The sequence below is a fragment of the Nostoc sp. UIC 10607 genome, assembly GCF_047228265.1.
GTDB lineage: Bacteria > Cyanobacteriota > Cyanobacteriia > Cyanobacteriales > Nostocaceae > Nostoc > Nostoc foliaceum_A.
On the sequence record NZ_JBIQNW010000017.1, the window covers coordinates 43,913 to 61,337 of the forward strand.

Annotated in this window: 13 protein-coding genes and 1 pseudogene; 4 read left to right on the forward strand and 10 right to left on the reverse strand. The window is 42.5% G+C overall.

What is annotated here, in order from left to right; all coding sequences use genetic code 11:
• Nucleotides 1-72: 72 nt before the first annotated feature.
• Together ACEYW6_RS16975 and ACEYW6_RS16980 are read left to right on the forward strand one after the other, a co-directional pair.
• A complete protein-coding gene (locus tag ACEYW6_RS16975) occupies nt 73-3,702 on the forward strand; it encodes a HEAT repeat domain-containing protein (protein ID WP_412980618.1) in 3,630 nt (1,209 codons plus the stop codon).
• A gap of 545 nt (nt 3,703-4,247) precedes the next feature.
• Nucleotides 4,248-5,366, forward strand: coding sequence for a hypothetical protein (locus ACEYW6_RS16980; protein WP_412980619.1), 1,119 nt, complete (start codon nt 4,248-4,250; stop codon nt 5,364-5,366).
• Nucleotides 5,367-5,757: 391 nt separating this feature from the next.
• Here ACEYW6_RS16980 and ACEYW6_RS16985 read toward each other — a convergent pair whose 3' ends face one another.
• Complete coding sequence (locus tag ACEYW6_RS16985; RefSeq protein ID WP_412980620.1) at nt 5,758-6,045, reverse strand: hypothetical protein; 288 nt, start codon at nt 6,043-6,045, stop codon at nt 5,758-5,760.
• Here ACEYW6_RS16985 and ACEYW6_RS16990 point away from each other — a divergent pair.
• The gene (locus ACEYW6_RS16990; RefSeq protein WP_412980621.1) at nt 6,044-7,711 is read left to right on the forward strand and encodes an MBL fold metallo-hydrolase; all 1,668 of its coding nucleotides are present in this window, start codon (nt 6,044-6,046) and stop codon (nt 7,709-7,711) included. The two genes, ACEYW6_RS16985 and ACEYW6_RS16990, sit on opposite strands and share 2 nt — an antisense overlap.
• A gap of 77 nt (nt 7,712-7,788) precedes the next feature.
• Here the strand turns inward: ACEYW6_RS16990 and ACEYW6_RS16995 are convergent, their stop codons facing one another.
• The 6 genes from ACEYW6_RS16995 to ACEYW6_RS17020 all read right to left on the reverse strand — a co-directional run bounded on the left by ACEYW6_RS16995 (nt 7,789) and on the right by ACEYW6_RS17020 (nt 12,787).
• Nucleotides 7,789-8,100, reverse strand: coding sequence for a DUF6679 family protein (locus ACEYW6_RS16995; RefSeq protein ID WP_012408115.1), 312 nt, complete (start codon nt 8,098-8,100; stop codon nt 7,789-7,791).
• 609 nt (nt 8,101-8,709) lie between these two features.
• Nucleotides 8,710-8,928, reverse strand: coding sequence for a hypothetical protein (locus tag ACEYW6_RS17000; protein ID WP_190890622.1), 219 nt, complete (start codon nt 8,926-8,928; stop codon nt 8,710-8,712).
• A 281-nt stretch (nt 8,929-9,209) separates the two neighbouring features.
• Nucleotides 9,210-9,998, reverse strand: coding sequence for a Nif3-like dinuclear metal center hexameric protein (locus tag ACEYW6_RS17005; RefSeq protein WP_412980622.1), 789 nt, complete (start codon nt 9,996-9,998; stop codon nt 9,210-9,212).
• 32 nt (nt 9,999-10,030) lie between these two features.
• Nucleotides 10,031-10,780, reverse strand: coding sequence for a hypothetical protein (locus ACEYW6_RS17010; protein WP_412980623.1), 750 nt, complete (start codon nt 10,778-10,780; stop codon nt 10,031-10,033).
• A gap of 291 nt (nt 10,781-11,071) precedes the next feature.
• Entirely contained in the window at nt 11,072-11,485 is a 414-nt protein-coding gene (locus ACEYW6_RS17015; protein WP_190890618.1) for a secondary thiamine-phosphate synthase enzyme YjbQ, read from the reverse strand.
• Nucleotides 11,486-11,704: 219 nt separating this feature from the next.
• Nucleotides 11,705-12,787 carry a glycosyl transferase gene (locus ACEYW6_RS17020; protein ID WP_412980624.1) on the reverse strand — a complete coding sequence of 361 codons (1,083 nt, stop codon included), beginning with the start codon at nt 12,785-12,787 and terminating at the stop codon, nt 11,705-11,707.
• Between the two features lie 6 nt (nt 12,788-12,793).
• Here ACEYW6_RS17020 and ACEYW6_RS17025 point away from each other — a divergent pair.
• A pseudogene (locus ACEYW6_RS17025) lies at nt 12,794-13,150 on the forward strand (winged helix-turn-helix domain-containing protein); the annotation flags it as partial.
• Between the two features lie 100 nt (nt 13,151-13,250).
• Here ACEYW6_RS17025 and ACEYW6_RS17030 read toward each other — a convergent pair.
• From ACEYW6_RS17030 to ACEYW6_RS17040, 3 genes are all read right to left on the reverse strand, one after another.
• Complete coding sequence (locus ACEYW6_RS17030; RefSeq protein ID WP_412980625.1) at nt 13,251-15,080, reverse strand: ATP-binding cassette domain-containing protein; 1,830 nt, start codon at nt 15,078-15,080, stop codon at nt 13,251-13,253.
• A 58-nt stretch (nt 15,081-15,138) separates the two neighbouring features.
• Nucleotides 15,139-16,899 (reverse strand): ABC transporter ATP-binding protein, encoded by a 1,761-nt coding sequence (locus ACEYW6_RS17035; protein WP_412980626.1) that lies wholly within the window; start codon nt 16,897-16,899, stop codon nt 15,139-15,141.
• Between the two features lie 128 nt (nt 16,900-17,027).
• Entirely contained in the window at nt 17,028-17,420 is a 393-nt protein-coding gene (locus tag ACEYW6_RS17040; protein ID WP_412980627.1) for a DUF1636 family protein, read from the reverse strand.
• Nucleotides 17,421-17,425: the final 5 nt, after the last annotated feature.

Here is a 17,425-nt window from a genome sequence, read left to right on the forward strand (position 1 = left end):
ATCAGGAATTAGGAATTGCAAGCTTGGTATTATACCGATAGCCGCGTGTAATTTGCCGCCCTGCCCCCAATTATGCTCACCATACCCCGCTACACCAGCAAGCCTTCCCCTTTTGTCCTTTATCCTTTAGCTTTCATTCTTTCCTTCCTCCTCTGTCTGCCTTGGGTTAGCGCCCAAGAAATCGCCAAATCCAAGCCACAACCCTGGCAAATTGACGGTATAGCAGCAGCCCTTGATGACAGCTACTCCAAAGTGAAGGAATATGCTCTGGATAAAATGGTTAAATATGAGCTTAAGGATTTAAAAACTATCGTTAAGAAACCGGACGAAATTGCTCAAAAAGCCACCAATATCCTCAAAGAGGAAAAAATTAGCAAATACATTCGTGGCAGTACAGCAGAGGCATTGGGCAATCTAGGGCAAGGAGCGACAAAGCATATCCCTGAAATCCTCAATATCGTCAAAGATAAAAAGGTTGACTCATATGTTCGTGGCAGAGCAGTAGAGGCATTAGGCAACTTGGCGCAAGGGGAGGTTAACTATATCCCTGAAATCCTCAATATTGTCGAAGATGAAAAGGTAGATTTATCTGTTCGTTATGGAGCGGTAAAAGCATTAGGCAAACTGGGGCAGGCCACAGCAAAGTATATCCCAAAAATCCTTAACATCGTCAAAGATGAAAAGGTAAACAAATATATTCGTTCTAGTACAGTAGAGGAATTAGGTAATCTGGGAGAATGGGTGGCAAAGCACATCCCTGAAATCCTTAACATCGTCAAGGATGAAAAGGTAGATTTGTTAGTTCGTGGCAGTGCGGCAAAGGCATTAGGTAACTTGGGGCAGGTAGCGGTTAAATACATCCCTGAGATAGCCAATATCCTCAAGGATGAAAAGGTAGATTTATTTGTTCGTGGCAGTGCAGCAGAGGCATTGGGCAACTTGGGGCAGGCAGCGGTTAAATACATTCCTGATATCGCCAATATCCTCAAGGATGAAAAGGTAAACTCAGATTTTCGTCACAGTGCGGCAAAGGCATTGGGCAACTTTAAGCAGGCAGCAGTTAAATACGTTCCTGACATCCTCAAATTTCTTAAAGATGAAAAGGTAGACTCAAACCTCCGTTACAATACGGCAGACGTATTAGACAACTTAGGACAGGAGGCGATTGAATACATTCCTGACATCCTTAACTTTCTCAAAGATGAAAAGGTAAGCTCAGATGTTCGTTCCCGTGTGGCAGAGGTATTGGGCAAACTGGGTCAGTCAGCCCCTAACTACATCCTTGATATTCTCAACTTCCTCAAGGATGAAAAAGCAGACTCATTTGTTCGTATTAGCGTGGCACGAGCGTTCAACAAGTTAGGGCAGTCAGCTGCTAACCACATTCCTGATATTCTCAACTTCCTCAAGGATGAAAAAGCGGACTCATCTGTTCGTGCCAGTGCAGCAGAGGTATTGGACAAACTGGGGCAGCCAGCGGCTAACCACATTTCTGACATCGCTAACATCCTCAAGAATGAAAAGGTAAACTCATCTGTTCGTAGCACCATAGCAAAAGTATTGGGCAACCTAGAGCAGGAAGCGGCAAAGTATATCCCTGATATTGCCAACATTCTCAAGAATGAACAGGTTGACTCATCTGTTCGTCGTAGTGCAGCAGAGGCATTAAGTAATTTTGGACAGGCGACGGCGAAGTATATCCCAGACATCCTTAACTTTCTCAAGGATGAAAAGGTTGACTCATTTATTCGTCGTAGTGCGGCAGAGGCATTAAGTAATTTTGGACAGGCGACGATGAAGTATATCCCAGACATCCTTAACTTTCTCAAGGATGAAAAGGTTGACTCATCTGTTCGTCGTAGCGCAGCGGAGGCATTGGGGAGTATCCGAAAACTGGAGTTGAAAGAAGTTCTTGTAATTCAGAATAATTTTTATGAACTTGGTAATTTACAATATTTGAATTGGCGTTTTTTAACCTATTTCCTGAGTGGTGGCACTGAGGAAGTGAAAACTCTGCTGAAATGGCTTGGCTCTCCTCAAATAGTTCCTGATAAACTCTCACATGATGAAGGTGTCAAAACCCTCAACGTATTTCTGCAAACTTGGAATAACAGCCAAGGACTAGAACGCTTACGCAACGACTTAGCCAATCAAATTTCTGAAGTTGCCGCTAACAAAAATGTTCCTTGGAAATGGCAAGATATTAGTTTACTGCAAAGCCATTACAGCAACCTTAAAAAAGTCAACCCCACTGATGCGAATGCGGTGCAGTCAGTAATTCATAATCTGGAATATTGGCAGTGGTTTTTCAAAGCTAGAAACACGATCCTCATTCATGCTGTCTTTTGGCTAGCCCTCATCTTTGCCTACCCCAAATTTCCCCAAGTCCAAGCCATCTTCTTCTGGAACCCTTGGGTACGCCGGATTCTCGGCGTGGGCTATGTCGGCTTTCTCCTCACCTGGTTTCCCCCCTTCCGCCGCAAATTATTTGAACCCTTCAAACCTTCCCTATTAGCCGATGCCGGCTTAGATAATTTTCATGACCAATCATACTTCCCAGAATCAAAAGTCAAAGTTCCCACTTCAGGAGACATCCTGCCAATTACCGCAGCCTTACCCAGCATTCAAGGACAAATTATCTTAGAAGGAGATTCCGGCTTAGGCAAATCGATGTTTCTCCGTCATCTGTTGAAAAACTCCCAGCGCATAGTCGTTTATCTCCCCGCCCAAAAATGTCATAAAGGCGTAATTGAAGCCATCCAAGACAAGCTACACGGCCAAGCCCAAGATGCCGGCTTCCTGAAAAACCTGATTTACAGTGGCGCCATAGATATCTGCATCGACGGACTCAACGAAGTCACCGCCGAAACCCGCGCAAAAATCTGCCAGTTTGTCGAAAGCTATTTCCGGGGCAACATTATTATGACTACCCAGCCCCTAGAGTGGACACCCCCCTCAACAGCCAAAACCTACTACTTGCAGCCCCTTGAACAACAACAAATTCAAGAGTTTTTGATCTCCCGTCAGCCGCGACTCCCCCAAGATGCCAAAATTCAAGGTGCTGATTATGCCCAAGCCTGCACCAATTATTTAACAGAAGTCCTCAACAACCAGCAAGCCAAAGAAGAGTTAGATGCTGTCCGCCGAATTCTTTCCAATCCAATGGATCTAACAGTGGTAGCGCTGATGCTATCACAAGGTAAACACCCAAACTTATTTCGCCTGCAAGAACAGCAATACAACCTGATGGCCGCAGAATACCAGCAAGAATGGAAACAAGAATTTCCGCTCAAAAGATTCTCAGCCGCCGTCTACCAAATGCGACTCGATGACAAACAAGCCTTACCCGCCGATGAATTTCACCAAGTTGCCATGTCTTTGGAAGACGATAAATACAAAATGGTAGTCAGCCGTCAGTGGCAAGATGAAAAAGGCGAAGCTAAGAAAGAATGGTACTTCCGCCACGATAAAATCATGGATTTCTTCTTGGTGCAAAACTTCCTCGGCGAAACTGATACCGCCGAAGAACTATTAGTTGATAGAATGGGCGATCCGCGTTTTCGTGGCGTTTATTTCTTGCTAGCAACCTTACTTCCTTTAGATGCAGCCAAAGAACTGCGAGAAGATTTGATTCAATACGCGGCTGACACTAAAGACAATACGGTGAGTAATACTTTTGTGCAGTTGTTACGAACAAGATAATTCGTAATTCGTAATTCGTAATTCGTAATTCGTAATTTTAAGAGTCGAGTAAGGGAGTTAAATCCCAATACAGTTCAGAATGAGCAACAAACTCATGTTGTAGAGACGCGATTTATCGCGTCTTCAAAGAGCGTGTAGCTAGATGCATTGTGCTGTAGGCAATTCCATTCGCCTTGGCTCTAAGTGCGATCGCTTTCATCGCTACGATCAAATAAACTAGGACTGACGCACAGGTAACGGAAAATCAAACCGCAGAGGACACAGAGAACACAGAGAAATAAGAGTTTCAGAGAGTTCTTGTGTGAGTCCTATAAACTTCGGGGGCTAGCTGGAATTGGCATACCCGACGAAAGTGAGTATTCCGACCTTTGTCGTTTTTCTATTGAGCAGATTCTAGATGAGGATTTTTACGGTGATCAAGCGATTGGGGGATAATACATCATTAGAAGCGGACAAAACAGAGATAATTTCAATTAATCTTTAAACATAATATCTACTGCCGCTCAATTCAACCGTTAGCGTCACGATCTGGGAGTGTGTATTGTATGCAAGTAAATGTTATTGCCATGACTGTGCTAGTCTCAATGGTTGCGGCACAGGGTGCTTACGCGCAAGACACCGACATCACGAGTAAGGCATTCATGCAGGCGGCGCTGACGGTGATGACATTCGACTACTACGCGACAAAATGCAAGCAGGGTAGTGGCTTCGCTGCTAATGATGCTGCCAAGATCGAGGCGTGGCAAACCGCGAACGGTGTCGCCCAGATCCGTATGCGCCTACGCGACCTCGATCGCTACCCCACTCAAAAGCAGCAACTCAGCCAGGCTGTAGCCAATATCACTCAAAAAATCGCAGGTCAGTACGCCAATCTCGATGCCTGCACTGCGGCATTATCGGTGTCAAAACTGCCCGACGCGCAGTTTGCAACGGTGTCGCCACAACTCCTGGCGTCGGTGAGCAAACCGCCCAAAACTCCCAACAAGGGCGAGCGATCGCCTGCCGCCACGCCTGCAATTGCATCTTCCCAATCGAACGCCAAAATTGTGGCTCAAATCGATAGCTTCGGCTTCAATTCGCGTCCGAAGGTTGGTATTGGTGGCTTCATAGCCCTCGATATCTATCCCGTTGTCCTCTTTCGCAACGGCGATGCACTCACCAATGTCAAAGGGCTTTCCTTCGGAGGCGGACTCGCGGCCCACAAACGCGCCAACCCGGACGAATGGACACGTTGGCGTCGTCAGGGTGGCAAACTGCAACTTGCACAAAAGGACGGCTGGAAGGCGTTACCTTTCCAAACGACATATCCAAAATTGCCCAATGACTTCAGGCTAAACGGACTCTTCCGCTCACTCTCTGGTACGGGGACGGTTGCGATCGGAGGCAACCAGTCGATCGCCGCTTGGCAAGACTATCGCTTCTCGGCTGATGGCCAAGTCGTGCGCGGCAAAGGTGCTGGTGGACGCGCGGAATCTGGCGACACATCGATCGCCACTAGCAACACAGCACCAAATCAGCGCGGTCGCTATCGCATTGAAGGACTGACGCTGTATATAACCTACGAAGATGGCTCAAGCGAGCGTCGTATCCTAATCACCGATCCGAAAGATCCGAAGAGTGTCATCTGGCTCGATGGAGTTAGCTACGTACGCCGCAAGCAGTGACATTACAATAAGGCTTTAAAACCTTCTCTTCTACCTTTTACGGTCTTTATAGTAAGTCCTAACCTCGACGCGGGATCATTTCTAGTATGGATAGACAGGTTGACCGAAAAGTTCTACAATCTGAACTGATTGTGGTAATATTACCTATTGCCCAATCCAAATCTGCATAGTAAAGATTTTCTAGTGATCCCATTTGATTGTGGAAGCACTAAATTAATATAGGAAAGTCTTGAATAAGGGACAGCAAACAAATGGATGTAAAGCTCATTCTAGCTGGATTAACAGTTATATTCACGATTTCGTGCTTATTTTTTGGCACGAAAAATGGATTCTATGATTCAGATAACTATCACGGAAATGGCTCGGCACATTGAAATAAATCTGTAGACGCTTAGGCGACTTGCCGCAAGGTGATTTGGCTAAGAGCGCTCAGAACTTGCAAAGAGAAAATAAACAAGAGGCATCCTTTACCTCCTAGTTTTAAGGCTTCTCTCTCGTTAGCCCACTTTTCCGAACCAGTGCGGGTTCGGTGGAGGCGTCCTCCCCAATCAAAAATCTGTATTCTCAGGGTGTAGGGGCGCACGATAAAACTTACCCCTAAGTCACAAAACCAAAATTTGTGTAACTTTTGGCTTTTGGGATATGTCCATGATGATGAGGTTTGAGGGGAGGAGAGCATGAGGGATAATCTGTCGGCATCTTCTCGCGTAGATGCTGCGGAAGTGGGTAGTGAATTAGAATGTTTGCCCTATAGCGTCCAGCATTACGATGAGGGCGTGTGTTTATTGGTAAAGATGGGGCCACACCGCATCCTATTGGACTGTGGTATGGAGGATATCTCATTGCTGGCTAAGGGGCTTACTAAGTCGATACGTGGAGCTAGTTCGCCCCTACCAGCAGATTTAGTTTTGATTAGTCACGCCCACCCAGATCACGCCAGAGGCTTACTGGCACTGCATAAAGCTTATCCGAAGTTACCTATTTATGGCAGCGAAGTAACCAGCAAGTTACTGCCACTGAATTGGCTAGACCAAGACGCTGAGAAAATTTCCCAATTTTGTCATGCCTTGCCATTGCGATCGCCTGTCGAATTCCAAGAGGGTTTGGTGGCAGAATTATTTCCCGCAGGGCATCTCCCAGGGGCAGTGGCAATTCTCCTTACCTACACTACCAAGCAGCGTACTTACAAGCTACTGTATACAGGTGATTTTTTCCTGTCAAACTCCCGGCTGGTAGAAGGTTTGCGTTTAGAGGAACTGCGGGGCTTGGACTTGGATGTGCTGATTATTGAAGGCAGTTATGGTACATCCCGCCATCCCCATCGCCGCAACCAAGAAAATCAACTAGCAGAACGAATTAATCGCGCGATCGCTGACCATTGTTCTGTAATCCTTCCCACCCCGGCTTTAGGTTTGGGTCAAGAACTGCTAATGCTCTTGCGGTCACATCACCACTTCACCGGACGAGATTTAGATATCTGGGTAGATGGTGCTGTCGCTACTGGCTGTGATGCTTACCTAGAACTGCTTCCCCACCTTCCCCCATCTGTACAGAACTTCGCCCGCCATCAACCCTTGTTTTGGGATGAACGGGTGCGTCCCCGTGTGCGTCGTTTACAACCAGAACATCGTGCCACTGTGGGCAAGTCACCCTGTATAGTCCTTACCGACTCTACGGATGATTTGGGTAAGCACTGCCAGCTAGACACAGGCCCTTGGCTAATCCTCCTACCAGAAAAAATTGATATAAAAGTTAACAAAGAATATTTAGCACCTACCACTGTCGAAACCTATCTCCTGGCTCAACATAGTGATGGCCCTGGTACTACGCAGCTAATTCATAATTTGCGACCCCAGCATGTAATTTTTGTCCACGGTTCTCCTGCCTACTTAGCAGACCTGACTAGCTTAGAGGAGTTGCAAAACCGCTACCATATACATTCCCCGGCGGCTGACACCTTAGTAGAACTGCCTATCGGCGATACATTTTTACAACCGGCAGCACCAGAAACTAACTACGAAGGTGAACTGACAGAGATGGGAACAGTAATCACAATCACCTTAGCAGATGTGATTACTACTGATCCTCGTTGGCGACAATTTGCCGATACTGGTTTAATCGAAGCTCGTTGGCAAGGGGAAGAACTAGTATTAAGGGGATTGTCTCAACGAGAATTGCTCAACCAAAATAGCGATCGCTATACATGGACAGATGTAGACTGTTGCGGTACCTGCCGACATCAAAGGGGGCAGCGGTGTTGGAACCCAGCTTCCCCGTTGTATAACTTTAAGGTAACTCTAGAAGGTTACTGTCCTGCCTTTGAAGGTTTGAATGATAGTCAATAGTCATTAATCCGCTGCCCTTTATCATTTTTAATTAATGACTAATGACTAATGACTAATGACTATTGACTAATGACTAATTATTCTGGATTCGAGTCAGTGTAACGGTTGTGGATGCGTTCAGCTTCGGGACAGTCTTCTGTCATTAGAGGTTCCACATTCCCGCGCGGTACTGAAGCCAATTTTTGCGTTACAGCACCAATGCTCTCGAGGCGAACCATTTCTTCCCAAGAACAAACTTCGTCCTCTTCTTCTGTTTCATAGCGTAGGGTCACTAAATCTCCCTCTATGTCGATGATGCGGGCGCGTTCAATCCAGCGTTGCTGGTCCCGCAAGAAAACACATACCTCGCGCCCATCGCAACAGAGTTGATAAATCTTGCGGTGTAGCATGTACTGTTTCTGCCTTTTTAAACAACGTAGTTAAACCTGTCAAATCTGGGTTCTACCCCATTACATTACACCTTTAAGAGGTTAATTTCACTGTTCGGAACAACTACGCTTCATGACCCAATCCCAAGACTTGCTTATATTTGTCAAAATCTTAGGAAATATTGGGTAATAAATCAATAGTTGCTCTAGCAATGAAATCAATCTCCTTCTGGCTCATTCTACGGAATGTCTGCTTCATAGAAGTCAAACAATTCGGAACCTGTCCTAACCAGGTTCATATTTGTTGGTGAGTCATTCTTACCATTATGTAATAAAGAATACTCCAAAACAATCGTTGATTGCGGTTGTTTAACTTGCCTACTTTTACTCATTGGCATTACTGGGAAGTCCGGGGACTTAGCTTTACTTTTACCCATGTGTATCTGATCTTAACTCATTCTCTTGCTGACCTTGATGGTTTTCAACAACAACATCCAAAGAGTTTTGAGTTTTTGAGATTTTTGCCGGATTCAGCACTCAGGAAAAACGAAAGGAGATAAGAGTGGGGGCATAGAAGAGAAAGACTTCCTTACACAAAGTTCCTGCTCCCCTGCTTGCCCTGTGGAAGTATCAGCAAGATTTATATGGTATGGGAAATTCTATGAGCGCATTCGACGAGGATGCTTCCCGTTTAATTTGACCGGCGCGAACTGCATCGTATAGGGCTGCAATGACTGGCAAATCCTCTGACTGATAGCATTTAGTTACCAGCACTTGATGGAGTAAACCCTCAGATTCAACACTAAGATATCCAGTTTGGAAAGCAGATTCAATGATTGTGCGAATCATCTCGGTTAGGGCAGAGTAAACAATTTGTTACCTCAAGTGTGGAACATTTTCCTGTATTACTAATTGATATGGAACATTGGTATCATGTGATTATAGTTACAAGTAATTAGTGATTCATATCACAAGAATGCTTCATAATAAGAGTTGTTGATGGGACTGCTTAGTGATATACGGTCAAATTTTAATACAATCCTGCCCAGCATTAATGTTTAAAAGCTACATGGTTTGGCAATAAAAAAATTTTAGACAAGCATCCAAAAAATATAGTGAAACATAAGCAATCAATCCAAAAACTGGCGGAAATCTTCATCCTTTTTACTTAATTGCACCCAGTCTAGGTTTAAAGACTGGAATTTTTGCACCAAGCGATCGCAAGCCGGACGTTCGGTAGCGTAATGTCCAGCATCGATTAAAATGAGATTGCGATCGCGGCTTTCTTGAAACTGATGAAATTTACAGTCAGAAGTCAGATAAGCTTGAGCACCACTTTTGGCGACGGCTGAAATAAAACTAGCCCCCGAACCACCCAAAACGGCAACTCGTGAAATTGTTTGCTGTAAATCAGCACTTGGGGAAAAAATCAAATTAGGAGGAGCAAGTCGCGTTTGAATGGCTGCAAGTAACTCCTGTAATGTCATAAATGGCTCTAGCGAACCAATACGACCATATCCTAACCCTGCTTGTGTAGATTCTATGGGAGTGACTTCTTTAAGTTCTAAAATCTGAGCTAAAACATCAGCAGTCCCATCTTGCACTTGGTCAAAATTCGTGTGGGCAGTATAAATACCAATATTGTGCTTAAAGGACAACCGTACCATTTCTGCGATCGCTTCACCACTGCGTAAAGATTTGGGAGGAGTAAAAATCAAGGGATGATGAGCAAAAATCAGATTAGCATTTTCTGCGATCGCTTCTTGCATTACTGCCAAAGTCGGTGTCAAACATACTAAAACCCGTGCTTTTTGCTGCAACAATCCTGGTTCAATCTGCCAGCCGCAATTATCCCAGCTTTCACACCAAGCGGGATTTGCCCATGTTTCAAACCAAGTAATTAAGTCAGCAATTTTCATAATTATTTTCTTCAGCAATTTTTAATTGCTAATCAGTGTCTCTGTGGTTGAATATTTAATTTTAATGCTAATTGCTGGCGCATTTCCTGGAAAGGTTTGTTCCATACAGGGCTATCATCCCAGTTCCACACTGCCACTGGAATCAGTTGTTCTTCAGCAAGATAAGTTAGTAGACGGTATTCATCTTCTGGTTCACGAGAAAATGTGAATGGATTGCGGTAGCCGCTATCACATAGTTTATAAGATGTTATTTGTCCGTGATTAATCCGTTGTAAAATCTCCTTACCTTTGACGAGCAAATAATCCAAAAAAACCAGACTAAAAGGCTCTATATGTTCGCGCTTTTGTGGGTCTTTTTGTACCCATCTTGCCCATTCAAATCCATACATAAAATCGTGAACGTAACGGAAGCGTATTTCCGTTTTATTTCCGAACATCTCTGTCAGAGAGACCATCCTTTTACCAAAAAGCTTTAAAAAAGGAACAGCACCCTCTTCTGCTATTAAAGCTTGTCTGAGCATACTACTCACCATAAAATCAAAATCCCAGAAGATATTTTCTGGGAAGTTTTGCAACTGAGTACGGACTATGCTTTCAAGAGTTTCTCGAAGCGCTGTGAAAATTTCAATGTCGATATTTTGTTCAGTAATCAAATCCCCCAACTCTGCAAAACTGGTAATTAATGTCTTTTGGGGATTAAGTGATAATAGGGTAAGAGACTGTTGGGCAAGTATTTCATCAATAAATTGGAAAGTATGAGTTGGTGCCAGTTCTTGCTTCATAGTAATTGAAATAGCCCAAACAGCTTATATTAAATATTATTTTATAATAGAATAATTAGAACATTAAATAATTACAAATAAACTTAACTATTAAATTTACAAATTTACATAAATTTTTAGTCTATATTCTGATTAATTTTGCATCATCAATTTTCAATAAAAAGCTATCACGGCGAAATTTATTTAATGCATATCACCGCGAGTTTATGAGATTATACCCAAAGGCTAGGCAGGATAACTAGAGTATTTAAACTCTATAAAACTCCACCTTAAATAAAACTTGAGAATCAGCTATCCAGAAATGTGAACAACCAATTCTCTTAAATGACTGTGCTGGCGGTGTTCCCAAATATAAATTCCCTGCCAAGTTCCCAGTACCAGATGACCACGATTAATGGGAATATGTTCAGAAGTTTGGGTGAGTGCAGTACGAATGTGTGCTGGCATATCATCGGGACCTTCTGCATCGTGGATGTATTTTCCCGATTCTGGGACGAGTTTTGCCATAAAGTTAGCTAAATCCACAAGTACATCGGGGTCGGCATTTTCTTGGATGACTAAACTGGCTGAAGTGTGGCGTAAAAATAAAGTACAAAGACCAGTTTCAACTCCTGATTCTGCAACTGTAGCTTCAATTTTCGCAGTGATATTGTAAAAAGATTTACCAGTGGTGGAAATTTTTAGTAACTTTTGGTAGTGAGTCATCTGTAAATTTGATTGATTATTGACTAATAACCGTTAATTTTTTAGTTTGGATGATTTTCCCACCATATCACTAAAGTTTATAGCGGTTATCGTTTGTATGCAATACGCGCTTAAAGCGCACAGATGTGCGCCCCTACTGTATTTTACATAATTGAAAACGGCTATAACCTCCTTATAGGAAAGCTAGCAGTTTATTCGATGTTGTAAATTAAGTAAAGTTTAATTACTGCGAAAATAGTTGATAATAGCGTGAGCGATCGCTTCATTACCATCCTTAGTAATTGGTTCAGATTGCTTTGGCGATTGAGGTAACTCACGTAGAAAATCCCAAGTCCCTTGACAAAACTCAGATGGGGTGATGATTTGATGCTGGTTATAATTTGTTATGCCTTCTATTAGAAATGTTGCTTCAGCAAAGTCCTCACGCAGCATGGTAACAATGGGTACTGCTAATAGTGTGGCTTCAGCAAAAGTACTGTAACCAGGTTTAGAAACAACTCGCCCAGAAATAGGCATAAAATCTACAGGGCGGTATTTGCGGTCATTAATTTTCACTAAATTAGGTAAATTAGGGGCAGATTGATCAAAGACGATAAATTGCCAATCTGGAAACCGCCGCAGGTTATCATAGGGAATTTGCTGTAAACCCAAGCCGCCAAAGGTCAACAAAATAGTTTTTTCCACTGGTGCAGTTATTCCCCAAAGAGAACGTAAATCATCAGCAGGGTAACGGGGGGAACCGCCTGTTAAGCCAACATCTGTGATATTGTGAAAAGCCTGCATCGGTTCGTGGAAGGGAAGACGAAATAAGCGATCGCACTTTGAATACCAATCACTAATCCAATCTGCAACTGCGGTAAATTCACCTCCCCAATCTCGGTAGATAAAGTCCCAGCCAAAGTTACTCATCATCCAGCAGGGAATATTTGCACCTTTGGCAAACCCAGGAGCAAGGAAGGGAATATCTGCCAAAATCAGATTAACGCGATTTTGGCGGATAAAATTTACTTCTGAAGCAATGAGCGAATTTTGTTGTTTCTTAATATCTAGCAACTTTTCTAAAGTCGCTACTTTATCCATTGTCAAACTATCGGTTTGCACTACACCCAAATCAAATGCACGGGGACGATAGATAAAATCGCCTTCTATGTAGCACTCTAGCAACCAGCGCGGGGCTGTAGTCACCATAATTAGCAGAACTTCTGGACATAATTTTTGAATTGTCGCAGCTACAGAAGCCATGCGGGTAGTATGTCCAAAGCCGTGGTTAGTGATGGCTAAGTATAAGATTGGACGTTCCATTTTAACCAAGATTACTTGTACGAAGAAATCAAAACTATTTTAGATGTGTCTTTAGGCTCGATAACAGGTTGGAAACAAGCCTATGAACAGAATGGAGTTGATGGACTACGGTTAAACCACAAAGAAAAGAAAAGCTACTTGAGTAGCGAACAACGAGAAGAAGTATTGAGATGGTTGCAAACCAAGCACTGTTGGGAGCTTGGAGAACTAGAGTATAAGTTAGCTTTTGAATACGACGTGGTTTATGAGTCAAAACAAAGTTACTATGACTTGTTCGATGCCGCTGACATCAGTTGGAAGAAAACAACAAAGCTACATCCGAAAGCCGATGCAGACGCTGTTGCAGAAAAAAAAGAGATTCAGTAATTGTTGGCAAACCACCGCTACGAAATCGAAACAGGAAAGCTAAATCTCGTATTGGAGAGCGATTACGCCCGCTGATGGCATCGCAAAAGTTTTCGGTCTACTGAATTTCATCTAACTTCCCTTGCGCTTCCACTCTCCCTGCTTTCATCACAATAATCTGATCGGCGCGGCGCAAGACTGAACGCCGATGAGAAACCACAAGACAGGTCGGTGTCCAATTATTTTGCTCTGGTTCTGTGCTGTTAAAGAATATTTGCGACCATAAAGCCAATTCTGTCTCCACATCCAAAGCGCTAGAAAGGTCATCAAACACCAACAATTCCGGTTGACGCACAAACATCCGCGCGGCTGCTACACGCTGTATTTGTCCACCAGAAAGTCGCACACCTTTAGAACCAACTAAAGTTTCTAGACTTTCATTCATAGTTGCTAAATCTTGCTCAAACACAGCCATGTTTAAAGCTGTAGCGATATCTTCATCATCTTTAGACAAGCCCAACAAAATATTTTCTCGCAGGGTGTAGCTAAACAATTGAGGAATTTGGGGAGTATAAGCACTGCGAGGTGGAACAAAGAAACTGGCGGGGTCTTCAATAAGATGACCATTCCAGTAAATGCATCCACTTTGCATAGGTAATAATCCTAACAATAGCCGCAACAATGTAGTTTTGCCAGAACCAATCTGACCAGTAATCACAGTCAAACTACCACGCTGCATCTCAAAGCTAATATTTGTAATTCCTTGATTAGTACCAGGATAAATATAAGTTAAATTAGATACTTTTAATGATTGCAAATGGTAAGCGCTAGCCATGCCGTCAAACTTATCGCTTTTATTCCTCAACGGTTGTTCTACTGAGGGCAAGAGTTTTTTGCGACCATTCAGGTGATTAAGATAAAGTTGATTAGGAGCTACCAAAGTATCTACTGATACATCAGTCAGTAAACTAGCCATACGTTCAAAAGAAACTTCTGTGTGCTTAGACAAAGCCATAAAGCCGCCGAGAAAATTAAAAAAGCTAGTTACAAACGAAAGGTTATACACAAACAAAGCAAAGTCACCCACTGTCAACTTACCAACACCACTCTGCATTAATTGGGAAGCCAGCAGCAGAATTATCCCTGTCCCCAGACTCACCATATTTTGAAATAGAGAATTCAGAATAGCATTGAATAGGCTATCCTTAATCATCATATGGCGGCGTTTATCATTGAGGGTGCGAAAGTAATCCAGCACATTTTCTTCTGCTCCAGCTACTTTAATCGCTTGTACTGAGCCAAATATTTCGCCTAAAATTCCTGTCACCTTTTCGGTTGCTTCGCGGCTGGCTGTTCTATACTGTTTAATACGAGTTTCTGCTCGTTGAACAATCACTACCATCCCCACCACTGGCAGAAACACAAACAATGTCATTTGGACATTGATACTTAATAAAATTACTAAAGAAATAACAGAAAATATACCTTGTCCTAAAAGTTCTGATATCAATGCCACATTTTCTTCTACTTGTTCAGCATCATCACGAAAGTAGCTAATTATTTCACCCTGAGATACAGTTTTTTCAGCCTCTTTGCTAACAGCCATTGGTCGTGCTGTAGGATTTTTAAAAAGGCGATCTAACAAATTATGTCGCAGTAATGACCGCATAATGAAACGGTGCTGAGTTTTGGTAACACGCCCCGCAAATATAAGCGCGATGTGTCCCGAATTAAGAGCTAGTAATAATGCAATTAAAGTCAAAGGTGATAATCCGAATTGCGCCTTGTTAGTCAAGCTGTTGAAGAATTCCCGGATAATTAATCCAGGTAGGGCAGGCAACCCCATAATTAAAATCCAGAAGCAGGAGTCAATTGTGTATAATTTTGGTTTGTACCAAATCAGTTGCCATAATAATTCCCAACTTCTGAGCTTTTTTGTTGACACCATGATATTTTATAATTCGTAATTCGTAATTCGTAATTCGTAATTTACAAAGAGAAGAGTATTAGTTTAATAAATCGATCAAACCAGTTTTTAATAATTTGGTAAAATGTGAGTGAGGGTTTTTAATTAATTTTTCTCGTTGACCATATTCAATAACTTGACCCTGTTCTAAAATTAAAATTTGATTTGTTCTTTCTACAGTCGCTAAACGATGAGCAATAATAATCCCTGTACGCCCAGCTAATAACTTGTCTACAGCCTTTTCAATCAGTTTTTCTGTCATGGGATCGAGGCGAGAAGAGGCTTCGTCTAGAATTACTAAACCAGGGTCTTTGAGAAATACTCTCGTAAATGCGAGTAACTGCGCCTGTCCCGCAGATAAGCCGCTACTATCTGGCCCTAAATTTGTTTCTAAGCCTTTGGGTAATGAGTGCAGCCATTCTGACAATCCCAAAATTTCTAAGGTTTCATATATGCGTTCATCACTGATATTCTGGTTAAAAAAGGTGAGATTATTACGAACTGTAGTTTGAAACAGTTGGACATCTTGAGTGACTAATCCCACTTTTTGAGGTAAATCTGTTAAAGGAGTTTGGTTAATCGGCACTCCTCCCAAGTGAATTGAGCCTGATTGGGGATCATATAACCTAAGTAATAACCGCGCCAGGGAAGACTTACCGCTACCTGTACGTCCTAGTAAACCCAGTAAATGACCAGCAGGTAGATTAAAAGATATATTTTGCAGTACTAAATCCCCAATCTCTAATTCTCGATCATCGTAGCCAAATGAGACGTTCTCAAAAGTTACGGAAAGTGCGCCTTGAGGAAGTTGCTGTTCGCCTTCTGTACTGAGTTTAGATTTAACTTTGAGTAAATCTTGAATGCGATAAATACTGGCTTCTGCTTGTTGTAAGTCTTCAAATTGGTCCCGAATTTGCTCAATCGGTTCACTAAGTAAATTGGTGTAATAGTACAGTAGATATACTGTGCCAATGGTAATAATATTTTGACTCCAAAGGTAAGCACCAACGCTTAAGGCGATCGCAGTTCCTAAAGTAAAGATACCGTTAGTTGTACCCCAAAGAATAGTACTAGCAAAACGTGCTTTGTGAAAGATAGGTAACCAGCCTTGCAAAATTTTGTGGAAGCGGTGCATAACATAGCTTTTGGCTCCATTCGCCCGCACATCTTCCATCCCGGCGATTTGTTCACCGACGAAACCAAAAAAATCAGCACTAATTTGGCGATAACTTCTCCAATGGGGAACGGCAATAGAACGTAGACGAATTAAAGTAGATAATGCTGTTAAAGTAAAAAATGCGATCGCTAAACCAGCACGCCAATCTTCGGCAAATAGAACTACAATCACACCCGACATCAACAGCAAATTACCCAAGATGTAAACGGTAAATTTGGAGAAGAATTGCGACAGAGTGTGAACATCACCGTCTACTCTCTCTAGTAATTCACCGGGTGTAGAGAATTTATGAAAGGATAAGTCTAGTTGCAAGCAATGCTCAACTAAGTCAGCACGTAAGGCGTTGGTGGCTCTCCAAGCAACGTTTTCGCCATAATAGGTTGCAGCGATTGTGATCAGTTGAGTAATTAAAGCTACACCAGTAAATAGTAAGGCGGCGAAGAATAAACTTTGTCCAGAACCACCAGCTACGGCTGTATCGATGAAATAACGGAGAATTTGGGGGTTGACTAATTGTAGTCCGATGCTGGCGAGGAGAGCGATCGCAAATTTGGCAACTCTTCCTTTTTGGGGATTGAGATAGTCTACAAGTAAGTTCCAGTATTGCTGTAGTCCAATTTTCATAAAGATTTAGCTATCAGCAAGCAGTATTTTGGAGACTGGCTTAACAATAAGGTAAAGGAATTGCGGTAACTGCCATAATGCAATGTATCAGGTGATATGTAATTGTATTGCATAATTTTTAGTAATAATCATTCGGCATTTTCTTCAATTAATATAGGAGGAATTTGCACAAAAGTATCAGGTTGCAATAGTTCCCGGATTTTTTCATAAGGAATCCCTCCTTTGTTATTACTGATGTAAAGTTCCATAAGTTCCAGTAATGCTGGAGCACTTTCATCAGGTCGAAGATCAACGATGAGATAGGTAGGTTTTTTCGGGCTAGAAATAGCCGCAACACAGCCATGATCACAAGCCCACATACATCCTACAGGCTTAATATCCAGTTGTGATGATGGACATTTTTCCCTAGATAAAGTGTTTAGTTGCGCTAATAAACGTATACCATCTTTATGTTGATTGTCTAATGGTTCCTCATCGGACATATGGCAAGATTTACAAACGAATAGAGTGTGTTTAGGCATAACTA